The sequence below is a fragment of the Photorhabdus viridis genome (assembly GCF_040256935.1).
In the GTDB taxonomy this organism is placed as follows: Bacteria; Pseudomonadota; Gammaproteobacteria; order Enterobacterales; family Enterobacteriaceae; genus Photorhabdus; species Photorhabdus viridis.
Map to the genome: position 1 here is coordinate 1 of NZ_JBEJZY010000517.1, position 223 is coordinate 223.

Below are 223 nucleotides of genomic sequence, written 5' to 3' on the forward strand. Positions count from 1 at the left end.
GGCATTGATTTGCCCGGTGCCGGTACTTTTCTGACCACTGTTATCCGCACCCAAGCTGGCACTGATCGGTAAGCGCGTCGAGGTTCGTTTTAAGATAACCGCAGAATAACCAGGTTGTTTTCCTGGCTGAATATCAATGGCGACCTGTTGTGAGGGCAGGCGGTTCAGGCGTTCCATGCCTTGTTCAATATCCCGCAGATTGAGTGTTTTGCCAATCATGCCC

Annotated in this window: 1 protein-coding gene; it reads right to left on the reverse strand. The window is 51.6% G+C overall.

The annotated features are described in order from the left end of the window. The coding region (locus tag ABR397_RS24345) for a POTRA domain-containing protein (protein WP_350307921.1) at nucleotides 1-223 on the reverse strand (223 nt) is incomplete at both ends.